The 12500-nt window shown below is 65.5% G+C and carries 13 protein-coding genes; 6 read left to right on the top strand and 7 right to left on the bottom strand.

Annotated elements, in window-relative coordinates; all coding sequences use genetic code 11:
* The first annotated feature begins 27 nt into the window (after window positions 1–27).
* The 3 genes from NL114_RS21670 to NL114_RS15315 all read left to right on the top strand — a co-directional run bounded on the left by NL114_RS21670 (window position 28) and on the right by NL114_RS15315 (window position 1840).
* Window positions 28–162: a DUF7128 family protein gene (locus tag NL114_RS21670; RefSeq protein ID WP_286671075.1), complete on the top strand. Its 135-nt coding sequence runs from the start codon at window positions 28–30 to the stop codon at window positions 160–162.
* Between the two features lie 66 nt (window positions 163–228).
* A complete protein-coding gene (locus tag NL114_RS15320) occupies window positions 229–765 on the top strand; it encodes a DUF5804 family protein (RefSeq protein ID WP_254821789.1) in 537 nt (178 codons plus the stop codon).
* Window positions 766–808: 43 nt separating this feature from the next.
* A complete protein-coding gene (locus NL114_RS15315; RefSeq protein ID WP_254821788.1) occupies window positions 809–1840 on the top strand; it encodes a hypothetical protein in 1032 nt (343 codons plus the stop codon).
* A gap of 69 nt (window positions 1841–1909) precedes the next feature.
* Here NL114_RS15315 and NL114_RS15310 read toward each other — a convergent pair whose 3' ends face one another.
* From NL114_RS15310 to NL114_RS15295, 4 genes are all read right to left on the bottom strand, one after another.
* On the bottom strand, window positions 1910–2557 hold the full coding sequence (locus tag NL114_RS15310) for a ribonuclease H-like domain-containing protein (RefSeq protein WP_254821787.1): 648 nt from the start codon (window positions 2555–2557) through the stop codon (window positions 1910–1912).
* A 59-nt stretch (window positions 2558–2616) separates the two neighbouring features.
* Window positions 2617–3168, bottom strand: a complete 552-nt coding sequence (locus NL114_RS15305) for a hypothetical protein (protein ID WP_254821786.1) — start codon at window positions 3166–3168, stop codon at window positions 2617–2619.
* 63 nt (window positions 3169–3231) lie between these two features.
* Window positions 3232–3672 carry an AlbA family DNA-binding domain-containing protein gene (locus NL114_RS15300; protein WP_254821785.1) on the bottom strand — a complete coding sequence of 147 codons (441 nt, stop codon included), beginning with the start codon at window positions 3670–3672 and terminating at the stop codon, window positions 3232–3234.
* On the bottom strand, window positions 3669–4502 hold the full coding sequence (locus NL114_RS15295; RefSeq protein ID WP_254821784.1) for a hypothetical protein: 834 nt from the start codon (window positions 4500–4502) through the stop codon (window positions 3669–3671). Before NL114_RS15295 ends, NL114_RS15300 begins: the two co-directional genes overlap by 4 nt.
* 101 nt (window positions 4503–4603) lie before the next feature.
* On the opposite strand from NL114_RS15295, the gene NL114_RS15290 reads away from it, so the two are divergent.
* Complete coding sequence (locus tag NL114_RS15290) at window positions 4604–7336, top strand: AAA domain-containing protein (protein WP_254821783.1); 2733 nt, start codon at window positions 4604–4606, stop codon at window positions 7334–7336.
* A gap of 31 nt (window positions 7337–7367) precedes the next feature.
* Here the strand turns inward: NL114_RS15290 and NL114_RS15285 are convergent, their stop codons facing one another.
* Window positions 7368–8171 (bottom strand): arylamine N-acetyltransferase family protein, encoded by an 804-nt coding sequence (locus tag NL114_RS15285; protein WP_254821782.1) that lies wholly within the window; start codon window positions 8169–8171, stop codon window positions 7368–7370.
* A 116-nt stretch (window positions 8172–8287) separates the two neighbouring features.
* On the opposite strand from NL114_RS15285, the gene NL114_RS15280 reads away from it, so the two are divergent.
* Entirely contained in the window at window positions 8288–8827 is a 540-nt protein-coding gene (locus NL114_RS15280; protein WP_254821781.1) for a DUF6789 family protein, read from the top strand.
* Between the two features lie 392 nt (window positions 8828–9219).
* Here the strand turns inward: NL114_RS15280 and NL114_RS15275 are convergent, their stop codons facing one another.
* Window positions 9220–10815, bottom strand: coding sequence for a hypothetical protein (locus NL114_RS15275; protein WP_254821780.1), 1596 nt, complete (start codon window positions 10813–10815; stop codon window positions 9220–9222).
* Between the two features lie 735 nt (window positions 10816–11550).
* Here NL114_RS15275 and NL114_RS15270 point away from each other — a divergent pair.
* On the top strand, window positions 11551–11781 hold the full coding sequence (locus NL114_RS15270; RefSeq protein ID WP_254821779.1) for a hypothetical protein: 231 nt from the start codon (window positions 11551–11553) through the stop codon (window positions 11779–11781).
* A 72-nt stretch (window positions 11782–11853) separates the two neighbouring features.
* Here NL114_RS15270 and NL114_RS15265 read toward each other — a convergent pair whose 3' ends face one another.
* The gene (locus NL114_RS15265) at window positions 11854–12450 is read right to left on the bottom strand and encodes a DUF6149 family protein (RefSeq protein WP_254821778.1); all 597 of its coding nucleotides are present in this window, start codon (window positions 12448–12450) and stop codon (window positions 11854–11856) included.
* Window positions 12451–12500: the final 50 nt, after the last annotated feature.

The following is a 12500-nucleotide window of genomic DNA, read 5'->3' as shown; positions in this document are numbered from 1 at the left end:
TTGTCCGCGGGCGGTCAGGTTCCGCACATGGTCGCCGAAACCACCCGAGAGGGCGAGACGTGGTACGAGTGCGAGGCGTGTGGCCTCCTGTTCGACGACCCGGACGACGCGGCGGCCCACGAGGAGAACTGCGACGCGGAGGAACCCTCGTACATCCAGTAACGGGCGGGCCACCGACCGACCCGCCCGGTCGAAACCGCTTTGAGTGCGCCCCCGGCAGTCGAGGGTATGGCGCGGGTCTGTCTGCTGGGCGACGACGGCGTGGACCTCCGGTACGAGCTGCTCTCGCGGGAGACCGCCCGCGAGGCGCTCGCGACCTACGACCTCCGGCAGCCGTACCACAACTCCGTGGCGCTGGAGACGGTCTCGCTCGGCGCCGCCGTCGCCCTGCTGAACGACCTGAACTGGTACCTCGTCCGCTTCGTCGACGAGGCACTCGTGCTGGAACCCTCCGTCAGCGACGAGGAGTGGCTCTCCCGGGACCTCGCGAGCGACCTCCGCGAGGACCGCGTCACGCCCGACGAGAGCGACCGCTTCCTCAAAGTGTACGGCGTCGTGACGCCCGACAAGGGCGACGCGTCAGGCGGCGACGAGGGCGACACGGCGGCGGACGACGGGAACGACGGGACCCGTCGGGGCCCCGACCGTCGCCTCGTCGACCCGATGTTCGTCACGCGGACGGGCCCGGAGCTGCCCGACTACGACCTCCGTGACGTGGACGAGACGGTCGTCGTCCGCGTCACGGAGGGTGAATTCGGTGCTTGAGCCTCCGTCCGGTTGAAGTGCGCCGACGTGCAGCCTCCGCGTGATGTCGACGCCCTCCTCCACCGACAGCCGCGACGGCCACCGTTCCCCGTCCACGATGTCGTACTTCTCCGCCGGAGTGGACGTACTGGCCAGCCGCCCGTGGCTCGCGCTCGTCCCGCTCGTCGCCGGCCTCCTGTCGGTCGACCAGCTCGAACGCGCCGCGCGTGCCGACGTGACGATGCAGATAAACTTCGGCCTCCCGACGCCGGTCGCCGGGGTCTGGACGTTCCTGAACGCGCCGACCGAGTCGGGAGTATCCGTGTTCGGCTACTCCAGCACCGCCGTCGCGAACCAGCCGGAACTCCTCGTCACCGGGATAGGTGTCGCGGGCGGGAGCCTGCTCCTCGTCGGCCTCCTGACCGCCATCTACCTCGGGTCCATCGACGACGCGCTGGCGGGACGGTCCGGCGACCCGGTGGAGAACCTGCGCCGGTACGCTCCCGTGACGCTCGCGTTCGCCGCGCTCCAGGTCTGCTTCCTGCTGGTCCTGCTGGTCCTCGGCGGTGGAATCCTCGCAGCCGGGGGCATCGCCACCGCGCTGTTCGTTCCGGTGTTCGTCGCGGCGCTCGTCGGCTACTACCTGCTTGCACCCGGGGTCTACGCGGGTGTCGCCGCGGACCTCGGCCCGCGCCGGGCGTTCCGGCTCGGTGCCAGAATCGCGCTCACGGCGGACTACGTGGTCTTCGCACTGGCCTACGCCGCCCTCGTGGCGGTCTGCTCGGTGCCGCTCTCCTCGGTGGCGTTCTCGGCGGGGCTGCCCAGTATCCTCCTGACGGCGCTCGTCGCCGCGCCCGTGGGCCTCGCGCTGAACGCCGCCACGATGGCGTTCGTCCGGCACCGGGTCGGCGAGGCGAGCGCCGGCCCCCAGCCACCGGCTGACGACGGCGGTCCGGACCCGGGTCGATACGACGAGAAGGGGCGTGGAATCGATGGAATCGAGATGGGGATGGGCCCGGCAGAGGAGCGGGACCCCGCGGAAGAGGTGGTCCCCGCAGACGACAGCGGCGAATCGGAAGGGAGAGATAGTAGATAGCGCGTTAACTGTATTATACCATTACCTTCCACCATATCCCAGTTATTTTAAAGATATATCCTCACCTAGTCAGAACTCCCGTCGCGTTCCCGCGAACGCCGGCTCGAACGGTGTCCCCACGTCCCCGTAGTAGACGAGGAAGTTGTTCTCGAGGTCGCTCCGGAGGTAGTGTTCGACGACCGCACGGAGGTCGGTGCCGTCTCCGGCCCGGACGGCGTCGAGGTACTCCGGGCCGAGTTCCTCGCCGAAGCGGCTGTTCGTCACCGGCTCCCCCCGCCAGTGCGTCTCGGCTGGAGTGGCGTCGTAGGCCGCGACACACTCCTCCAGACTCGGCCACTTCCGGCCGGTCTCGTCCGCGCGTCGCTTCCGGTCGGCGTAGAGGTCGAGGTGGTCGACGGGTGGGAGCGCGACCGGGTCGGTGTCGTGGACCCGCAGCCGGTCGTGCAGGAAGGGGATATCGAACTCGGCGCCGTTGTACGTGACGAGCCGGTCGGCCCCGTACGAGGCCAGCCGGTCGAGCGCGTCGCGGATGACGGCCGGCTCGTCGTCCCCCTCGCGGAGGACGCAGTCGTACACGGCGTCCGAGCCGGGCGTCCCGAACTCGTGGACGCCGACGCCGACCGCGACCACCTCGCCCTTCGCCGCGTCGTAGTGGGTGGTCTCGATGTCCAGCGTCGCCACCCGCCGTGCCCCGTCGTCGTCCCTGTCGAAGCGCATGACCGGGGCTCTCGACGAAGCGGTATAAAAGCGTGCGGGGACCGGAGTGGAAGTGAACGCTACTCGAAGCCGCGGCCGACCCCGTCCTCCTCGATGAGGTCGTCCAGTTCCGTCGACAGCAGCTCCTCGGCCTCCTCGAACGTCTCCGAGAGGTCGTCCATCTCCTCGGGCCGGCCGTCGAACTCGTACTCCATCGGGCCGAACGCAGGCGAGTCGAGCGCGTCCATCACATCCTCGAACAGCGCGTCACCCGTCGTCGGCGCGTCGGCGTGGGTCTTCAGCACCTCCTCCAGTCGCTTCGCGGACTCGGCCGCGGCGTCCTCGTCCTCGGGGCGCGACTGGACGCCGAACCGGCCGTCATGGTCACGGTCCGGGAACAGCGGTTCGAGGTCGTCGTCGATGCGGCGGGCCACCTCGCTCCCGACGCCCTTCACGTCGAACGGGTTCCTGGCGTACGTCTTGAGCTGGAAGACGCCCGCCGACGGATGGCCGATGAACATGTCCTCGCCGAGGCCCCCACGGCGGTCGCCGGCGACCGCACGCCAGCCGTCCGGGTCGGCCCCCGAGTCGACCACCTCCTCGACGATGTCCTGCCAGTCGCGCACGCGCATGGTTCGGTGGTCTGGGGCGCGGCGGCAAGAGCGTGTCGTCCGTGGTTCTCTTAGAGACCCACCTCAGTTCCTGTCTGGCATCAGCTCCCAGACCTCGGGAGGGGTGAGCTTCTGTTTCGTAGTTCCGCGGCGCTGGTAGAATTTGTAGTCATAGGCGAGGGGAAAGTGTGGATAGTTAGGTACGATAATCGAGATTATCGACTCATCCTGAACTTCGAGTTCCAGAATATCGTAATTAGGTGGTGACTGAATATCTTGCAGAACTCCGGCAATCCGCTCACCCGCTTCCTTCGGACGCTCTATTCCGGCTACGGTTCCGTCGTCATTGACACCGACGAACACGGTCCCACCACCATTGTTACTTAGAGCAACGACCTCTTTCGCGATATCACTCGCGTCGTTGATCTCACGCTTGTACTCTATTGACTGAGATTCCCCAGCATCAATCGCCTCCTTGACAGTCATCCCGATGATTTCGAGTTCGTGGTCCTCTTCCCCGCTCATTTGCCAGATTTCCAGTGACGATACGTCTCGATGAAGCGATTCAGGAAACCAAGCGCAAGGAATATTCGGCCGTAATCGTCTCGATGCTGAATGTCACCGGAGGCCCGAACATGGATTCGCCCGTTCGTCGACACCGTTGCATGAATCTCGTGTCCCTCAAGCTCGAACACCCCGCCGAGACTCTCAATTTCATGCTCGTTGGATAGCCTACTGATGATATCACTCCTGTCGAGAGATTTTCCTTCTGTGGAGACCCGGTTGAATTGACCAAATTTACCCGAGGTTGAGCGGAGGTCCACCTCCGTGATCCGTTCGAGACGTAGGGGCCCCGGCACCGGTTCCATCTCTTCGAATAACTGTTGGAGGAAGTGACTGTCAAATTCCAGCTTCAGAAATCCAAAATCGCCACCCAGTTCCTTCTGTAGAGTGCTAACTGCCTGCTTCGTGTCCTCACGGCTACCTCTAGCAGCAAGGAAGTCCGGAAAACGCCAGTGGAGATCAACCCGTCTTTGGGATGGAACCGATACCGCACGGCGTTCGCCGTCAACCTCAGCAACCGTCCTCTCATACTGTTCAGCTACGTAACGGATGTGGTCGACCTCACGCAACTCTTCCCCTAATTCCTCCTCGACATCCCTTCGAGAACTCAATGCACTGTCGAGAGCGAGACGGGTGAATCCGTCACCCGGGTCTTCTTGGGTGCCCTCCTCGTACTCGGGAAGAGAGAGCAGAACGGTTTCGAAGTCGAGTTCATTCGGGACCCGGCATTCGTAGAGACCATTAAATACCAGCATCCCATCCAGGGAGAACTCGTGCTCGAGTGCGGCCATACCCACTGTACTTTGCTTTCACTGAAAACGTTTCGTGCGCCGTGACTTCCGAGTGTCCGGCTGACCGATACGCTCTTTCCCCCGACGGCACAGGGACGGCTGTGAACGTACGGGGGCCGGTCGTCGAGGTGGGCGAGACGCGGACGGTGAGCGGCGGGACCGACCTCGCCGAGGTGACGGTCCGCCCCGAGGGCGGCGCGGCGCCGCCGACGCAGGTGACGCTGTGGCGCAAGTGGGCCGAGACCGTCGACTACCTCGAACCCGGCATGGAACTGCTCGTCACGGACGCCGAGACCGAGGAGTGGCAGGGCGAGACGCAGTACAGCACCACCCCCACCTCGTGGGTCGTGGTCGAGCCGGACTTCCTCGTTGACGTGACGGGCATCCGCGCCTGGGTCCAGTGTCCGCGGATGTACTACCTGAACAAGCTACAGGGCGTCCCGCTGAAGTACCCCGTCGTGAAGGGGACCGTCGTCCACGAGGTGTTCGGCGACCTCCTTCGCGGCGGCGACCTCGACGAGGCCGTCGAGAAGCAGGTCGAGGCGGCCGCGCTCGACATCGGCCTGCTCGGACTCGACCCCGACGAGGTGGCCGAGGAGGTGCGGGCGAACGCCGCGGCCATCCAGGCCTGGCTGGAGCAGGGGACGTTGACCGAGACCGACAGCTGGCGCTCCGAGCAGACGCTCGTCTCCGAGACGTTCGGCATCAAGGGCCGGGCCGACGCCGTCCGCCGGGGGGCGCCCGTCGAGTTGAAGACGGGGAAGAACACGAAGGGGGAACCCCGCTTCCAGGACAAGGTGCAGGCGGCCTGCTACGCGCTGATGCTGGGTGAGTACGCAGACATGGACGGAGCGGTCGAGGAGGACGGAACCCCCATCAGCGGCGGCGGGGACACCGCGGCGGCCATCCCCGACACGGGGACGCTCATCTACACGAAGAACGCCGCCCTCGACCGCAACGAGGAGTCGGGCGACCTCTCGCCCGCGAAGGACTTCTCCATCGGCCGCGGGTTCGCCGAGTACGTCCTCCGCGAGCGCAACCACCTCGCCGCGATGGAGTACGACCACTCCGTCCCAACGGGCTACGAGGCGAACGCGAAGTGCGAGTACTGCTTCGAACAGGACCCCTGCATGGCGGTGGCCGGGCGACTCGAACAGGAGGCGAAGGCCGGGATGATTCCCGGCATCGCCGTCGCCGAGGCGGAACAGGCGTACTTCGAGCGCTTCTACCGGGCCATCGAGGCAGAGCGCCGCGAGGTCCACCGTGAGTACCGCAAGCTCTGGGAACAGACGGCCGAGGAGCGGGCCGACGACGACCGCGCGCTCGTCGACCTCGAACCCGCGGGCCGCGAGTGGCGCGAGGCCGAGAGCCAGTGGGAACTCCGCGCCCGCCGGACGAGCGAGGCCGTCTCGAAGATCCGCGAGGGCGACCTCGTCCTCGCCAGCGAGGGCCATCCCACGCGGACGAAGGCCGAACTCGCGCGGGTCGAGTCACTCGGGAGTGGGACGGACGGCGACATCGTGCTGACCGCCGACGAGCCGCTCGACGTCCGCCGACTGGACGTCTACCCCTCGGAGCTGACCGTCGACCGCCAGCTGAACGCGCTCCACGATGCCATCCTCGCGGGCGACGACGAGCGCAAGGACGTGCTGTTCGGGCGGCGCGACCCGGAGTTCCGCGACGACCACGAGACGCACATCGACAACAACGACTCCCAGAACGAGGCCGTCAACCTCGCGCTCAACGCCGAGGACTTCGCGCTCGTCCACGGGCCGCCGGGCACGGGCAAGACGTACACGCTGGCGACGCTCGTCCGGGCGCTCGTCGAGCGGGGCGACCGCGTCCTGCTGTCGGCGTTCACCAACCGCGCCGTCGACAACGCACTGGAGGCGCTCCGGGACCAGGGGTTCGAGGACTTCCTCCGCGTCGGCTCGAAGTCGGGCGTCCGGGCGGACATGCACGACCACCTGCTCGACCAGACGGGTGACCCGGACCGGGTGGCCCGCGAACTGCAGGAGACACCGGTCGTTGCCGCGACCACGGCCTCTTGCGGGTCACGCGCGGTGAAGTCACGCGAGTTCGACGTGGCCGTCGTCGACGAGGCCGGGCAGCTGACCGAACCGGGGACCTTCCTCGCGACGAACCGCGCCGACCGGTTCGTCCTCGTCGGCGACCACCAGCAGTTGCCGCCCGTCGTGCGCGCCGAGAACGACCTGCAGGAGTCGCTGTTCGAGCGGCTCATCGACGCCTATCCCGACGCGGGCGTGATGCTGGACCGCCAGTACCGGATGTGCCAGCGGGTCCAGTGGTTCTCCTCGGAGGAGTTCTACGACGGCGAGTTGCGCCCGGCGACGCCCGAGGTAGCAGGGCGGCGGCTCGAGAATCTCGACGGGGTGGACACGTCACGGTTGCCCGACTCGCTCCGCGACGCCGTCGCCTTCGTGGACCCGGGCGGTCGGCAGGTCGGGAACACGAACCCGACGGAGGCCGACGCCGTGGCCGATACCGTGCGCTCGTACCTCGACGCGGGCGTCGCGCCCGCCGACATCGGCGTCATCGCACCCTTCCGCGCGCAGGTCGCCGAGATCGGCAAACGTCTCGACGGCACCGGTGTCGCCGTCGACACCGTCGACCGGTTCCAGGGGTCGGCAAAGGAGGTCATCGTCGTCTCCTTCGTCGCCACCGGCGACGTGGAGAGCCCCATCTTCGAGGACCACCGGCGGATGAACGTCGCACTCACACGGACGAAGCGGGCGCTCGCGCTCGTGGGCGACGCGGCGGCGCTGGAGTCGGACCCGTTCTACCGGCGACTCCTCCAGTGGGCCCGGCGCTGAGTTATCCGTCGCTGGCCGCCGGTGGGAGTCACTACGGGTAGTCGATGTCGAACCATTCGTCGAGTCGCTCGTACCACTCCTCGGCGCCGACGACCGGGTGCTCGGTGGCCTCGCCGTCGACCCACTCGACGAACCGGGTCGGCGTCAGTTTCACGTGTCCGCGGTCGGTCGCGCGGGTCACGACCGGGGACCCCGTGAACGGCGACTCCGGGGCGGTCGAGAGGTAGTCGTTGGTCGCCTGGAAGTAACTCAGGGCGCGCGGTTCCGTGTCGAACAGGTACCGGTCGTTCCACTCTCCCGTGCTCTGACACCGGAACTGGGTCAGGCCGTCGGCGTCGGGCCGCTCGGTCCCGACGACCTTCCAGGCGACGCCGGCCTCGTCGGTGACGACCGTTCCGTCGAGCGGGAGCGGCTTCCGGAGCGTCGGCGTGCCGAGCCCCACGTCGACGAGGTAGCGCTTCCCACCGAACGTCGCGAGATTGACGAGATGGTTGGCCGGAGGGCGAGCCTCGCCGTCCTCGTGGAGGTTGACGGCGGCGACGTACGACCGTTCGACCCCGAGTTCGTCGAGGAGCCAGCCGAACACCCCGTTCAGTTCGTAGCAGTACCCACCCCGCCGGTCGGCCACGACCTTCCGGTACAGCGCCGACTCCTCGAGCTGGACGGCAGTTCCCCCGCTGTCACCGTCGAACGGGTCCCCTGCGACCGACAGCGTCTCGAACGGGACCGTCCGGACGTGTGCCGACTGGAGCGACGTAACAGCGGCCACCGACGCCGGGCGGCCCACCGAAGCAGGGGCGACACCGAGGCGCTCCAGATACCTGTGACACTCCACAACACACTGAACCCACGGTCAGCAGATATTGGTACTCCCGGTTTGACACGGTGGTTCTTACTGTCCGTCGCATGGTGTGCCAATCCTTATCAGGACGGCCAACGTCATACGTACACATGTCACAGAGCGACAGTGGCGTGGAGGACGCCAACGTGGACACGACGCTCGCCAACGAGCATCCCGAACCCAACGTGGATGTCCTGGCCGGCATCCTCGCGGATGGGCTGGTCGGGGCACTCGGCGGCTTCGTCGGCACCTCGTTGATGACCGTCGTCTTCCTCGTCGGTGCGTCACTGGGCGGCTTCGAGATGTCTTCGTTCGGCACCACGGCCGAACTCATCGGGCTGGACGCGGTGCTGGGTCCGGAGATGGTGCTCGCCGCCGGGTACGTCATCTTCCTCGGCGGCGGGATGACGACGTGGCCGCTCCTGTTCGCCTCCATCGGGCGCTACCTGCCGGGCGAGGACTACGCGACCGCTGGCCTCACCTACGGCTTCGTCCTCTGGACGGGCTTCGTGCTGGCGTTCAACGTCGGCTACAGCGGCACCGCGCTCGCCGTCTACGTCGTCCTCTCGCTCGTCGCCCACCTCGTCTACGGCTTCTCCATGGGCTCGGTGTTCGACTACCTCGGGGACCGGCCCGACACGCTGGTCTGAACGAGCTTTTTTCCGCTGCGGGTTGCCTTGACGGCCGGCTTCGCCGACCGTCTGCGGCAACCACTTGCGCAAAAAACGTTCAGAAAAAAGGCCGGCACTCGGCCGCTTCGCGGCCTCGTGCCGGTGAAACCGCGCCTGCGGCGCGGTATGCAAGCCAGACAGTAGCTGGTCAAGTGGTGACCGGTCCGCCGTGTCCGCACCCGCCTCTATCGAAACCCATGGGAACTGATAGAAACGGCGTGCGAGATACAGGGCGCTTATCTTGCACAGGAGAAGCGACCGATTCGGGTGGTACCGATTGGTCAATACAGAGCGTCTATGCAGCATAGTATCGATCTGCAACTGATTCAAACCGTGTATTTGACAACGCTAGTTAATTTTTCGGCACCCATTTACAGGATGTCGACTTCCTCGCCAGAGTTTATCACTCCGGTTTCGATCCTGCCCGTTGCGACCTTATCGCCCTTCGATAGCTCTCCGGCACCAGCGAGATGGACGAGCGGTGCGTCCAGTGCTGCTACAGTCAGCTTTTCCGCCCCCATCCCGAGGATGTCTACTTCCTCGCCACCGCCGTCAGCCATCTGCTCGTCGTTGTCTCCCTCGAGGATACCATTTAGGGGGCCTGGCATCATCCCAGAGTCGGCGACAGATTCGGGGGTCCCACTGACCAAAGCCGAGCCGAACCGACTCCGGTCGCGGGAGAACTGCTCGACGATGCGGCCGTCGTAGTCGTCGCTCCCGATGTCCTCCGGGGTCACGCTCGCGACTTCGGTCGGCCCCTCCGCGAACAGGAGCGTCACCGAATCCTCGAAGAGCGCGCCCTCGTCGAGGACCCATCCGCCGGCGAAGACGATCTGGTCGTCGTTACGGATCCGCTTGAGGTAGAACAGCCCAGGCAATGGAGTCGGGCTGTCTTCGGGCGTCGCGGTGACGGGACAGACCAGCGTCGGGCTTACCGGCGTCGGGCTTACCGAACCGTCGCCGCCGGAGTCACCCGACGACACATTATCTCCCGGCATCACCATGTCTCTGTCTTCGCCCAGGATGATCTCGCCCGTGACATCTCCGGACGCGAGGAAGACGCGTTTCCCGTCGGTGTCGGCCGACGCCGCCGCGGCACTGACGACGGCGCCGCCCTCAGTACCGTAGCCGACGATGGCCCGGTTCTCGGTGGTGTAGGTGTCCAGTTCCGCAGAGAGGATGTTCTGGCGGGCGACGTCCTCGTGGAGCGAGATGGGGCCGTCGAGTTCGATATAGTCGTCGGTGTAATCGAAGCAGCACACCGGGTCATATCGGTTGTTGAACGGCGTCCGTCGCCCGTCTGGTTCGTACGAGGACGCGAAGTACGCCAGCACGTGGTCCAGTGTGAGAACCTCGGCCAGCGAGCCACGGTCGCCCGGGAGACTGGCGTCGGGCAGACACACAGTGAACGACTCGCCGATGGTCGGCGCGTCTCCCAGATACTCGATGATATCGATGAACCGCGGCCGGCCCGGATAGCGCTCGACGAGTTCGTCGTCGAGGCGTTCGATATCGCCGAGGACGATTTCCTCGACACCTTCGAGTTCCCGCTTTGCAGCGGTCCAGTCCCCCTCGTCGACGGCCCTGCGGGCGATCCGGATCCCCTGGACTCGACCATCCGAGTTCTCCCGGACAGTCCCACAGACGTCCGTTTCACACTCGTCGAGTGCCGGTCGGAGTGCCTTCGTGGTCGCGTTGATGAACGCGTCGAACGCTTCTCTGGCCGCGGTCGGGTCTTCTCGATCCACGGCAGCCTGTGCGGTCGTGACGTGACCGAGCAACGCCAGTTCGACGTCGTGAATCGCTTCGAGGACGTCTCCATCCCCATCATCGTCGTCCTCGTCGTCGGGCCCGGCCCACCACTCGAATTTGTTCGAGCGCGAGGAGTTGTAGTCCTGGGCGCGACCGAGAGCACTCCCTTTGATTATGGGCGTATTGTCGCCTTCGTAGTCCGGTGCCTTCGTCACCGCGCTGGTCGACCAACCTTCGAGTTCGATCGACTGGGAGTCCGCTCGGACCGTCGCCGGGACGTGCTGGACCTCGGCCGGACCATTGCTGAAGAACTGAGTCCCGTTACCATTCGTCTGCTCGCTAGTACTACTGGCCGACCCATCCGAGGGCGGCCGTCCTGCGTAGAACGCCGCCGGTGCGGACACCGTCGTCCCGACCACTTGGTCGCCTGCACTGTCTAACAGGCCATCGAGCGCGGAACACCCCGCTAACCCACCGAGTGCGACAGCCCCACCCGCTGCGAGGAGCGCTCTGCGGGTCGCTAGCGGAGTACTACTGGCAGTATCCAACGATTCAACATCTGCACGACGTTTCCCACTCATTATTAATATTATAATTGACATTAGTATATAAGTTAGTATTATCATACTTCGACTGAGCATGACGGATCGAAGACTTCTCTAGTTCGATTCGGCACACGAAATCATTTCCCGTGATCGCGTTCCGAACGAGAGACACTCTCTGCAAGATACGCAGGCACGTTCTAACGGTTGGTCCAGGATTCAAACAGGGAAAATAATGCGGTCCCAATGCTGACTGTATACTCTGTATGCAGCACGACCTCAACAGAATATCAGCGACTGGTGGTTTCAAACGACACCGCCCCCGACAACTGAGACCCCTGGAGGGTGTAGGCCGGGGAGTACCCCACCCAGGGTGGCGCTTAACATCACTGAGCGCCGAATGTAGGTATGGCGTTCGACCTCGGCTTCACGCTTCCGTTCTGTGACACCCCCGAACAGTCCGCCGTCATCGGCGTCGGCTCAGGCCTGGTCGGTGGCGGTGTCGGGCTCGCGGCCGGACTGGACGCGACTGGCGTGGTCGTGCTTGCGGGGACCCTGGCCTTCGCGGGGGAGATAGCGGGCCACGCCGAAGCCGGCGACTTCCGGCGGTGGTTCGGGAGCGAGAAAGATATCGAATGAACTGAGGGATATGATTCGGTATGGAGGAATCTGCAGATTTATCTACGAGATATATCGAACTTCGCCATTTAGTCAGTCCGCGCTCGCTTCCTCGTCGTCGACGCCGGGCGCCTCGCTCGGGTCGACATCCTCCGGTTCGGCGGTCCCGCGGCCCTTCAGCATCCCGTCGGGCGTCTCGACGTACACGTCGTCGGCGAACCCCTCGATGGCGTTCTCGAACTCGGCGTCCTCCAGCTTCTCAGGTGTCGCGGGTGCCTCGGCCACGCCCGTCGGCGGCGTGAACTCGCCGAGCGGGTCGTCGATGGTGATCCCGTACTCGCTGAAGAACGCCTCGTAGCGGCGGTAGTGGTCCTCCAGTTCGTCGGCGGGGATCTCCATCATCTCCGTCCAGCCGTGGTTGAAGAAGTCGAAGTTCGCCTGGATGTGGGTTATCTCGCGGGCCTCGGCCTCCGGGTAGCCCGCCTCCAGCGCGGCCACGTAGGTGTCCATCGTGGCGTCGAAGAAGTCGTCCAGATGGAGCCTGCGGGCCTCGTGGTTGGACTCGTCGGTCTTGCCCAGGAAGATATCCGTGTGCATATCGACGAGTCTGTCGTTGACCCGCGGCCCGATGACGGGCGTCGTCAGCGCCTTCTTCGCCGCCCAGTGACGAACGTTCTGACGGATCTTCATACCCGACTGGAAGGCCCGCGGACGCTTCAACCTCCCGACGCCCTGCCCCG

Source organism: Haloglomus halophilum (assembly GCF_024298885.1).
GTDB lineage: Archaea > Halobacteriota > Halobacteria > Halobacteriales > Haloarculaceae > Haloglomus > Haloglomus halophilum.
This window is presented reverse-complemented; position numbering and strand designations above follow the sequence as displayed.